This window comes from Photobacterium sp. DNB23_23_1, assembly GCF_052873815.1.
In genome coordinates, this window is the sequence record NZ_JBNNXT010000140.1 from 1 (window position 1) to 236 (window position 236).

Annotated in this window: 1 pseudogene; it reads right to left on the bottom strand. The window is 52.5% G+C overall.

Annotated features, from left to right (window positions below):
- Window positions 1–236, bottom strand: a pseudogene (holA, locus tag ACVA53_RS25165) (DNA polymerase III subunit delta); the annotation flags it as partial.

Here is a 236-nt window from a genome sequence, read left to right on the forward strand (position 1 = left end):
TGTAGCGCGCCAATGTAAACTTCCCGCCGGCTTTGCCAAATCCGAAAGATCTCGAAGATTTTGTTGAGCGAGGTGCCCTTGCTACCCATTTCCTGCATTTTATACAGCTGGGTCAGTTCGCGCTGTAACGTACGTAACAAGATCACCGCTTCAACACCTTCGCCCTGCAACTGGCGCAATACACGCTGGCTGCGCTTGGCATGGCCTGCCAATACGGCGTCAAGTAATTGGAATGG